The sequence below is a fragment of the Peribacillus sp. SIMBA_075 genome (assembly GCF_046534585.1).
Window position 1 is genome coordinate 1 of record NZ_JAWRYN010000572.1, and the last position, 273, is coordinate 273.

The 273-nt window shown below is 50.2% G+C and carries 1 protein-coding gene; it reads left to right on the top strand.

Going from position 1 to position 273, the window contains the following annotated elements; genetic code table 11:
- A partial coding sequence (locus tag SB775_RS29445) for a uracil-DNA glycosylase family protein (protein WP_410864771.1) occupies positions 1-273 on the top strand: 273 nt, incomplete at both ends.

The window sequence follows — 273 nt, forward strand, 5'->3', positions numbered from 1 at the left end:
GCGGTGAAACAGTAAAACGTAAATACAATCGTGCCCCGACTAAAAAAGAGATCATTGCCCATGCGCCGATTCTGGACGAAGAAATCCGTGCGGTGAAACCGCCGGTGATTGTAACGCTCGGCAATGTCGGCCTACAGCGACTTATTGGGCGTGAAGCTAAGATCATGCAATTGCACGGGGTTTTAATGGAAACGCCCATTCTTTATTGGGACGAAGAAGCGGGCGCATTCCAGGAGACGCAAGAGAGCTACCACATCTTTCCGACATTCCATC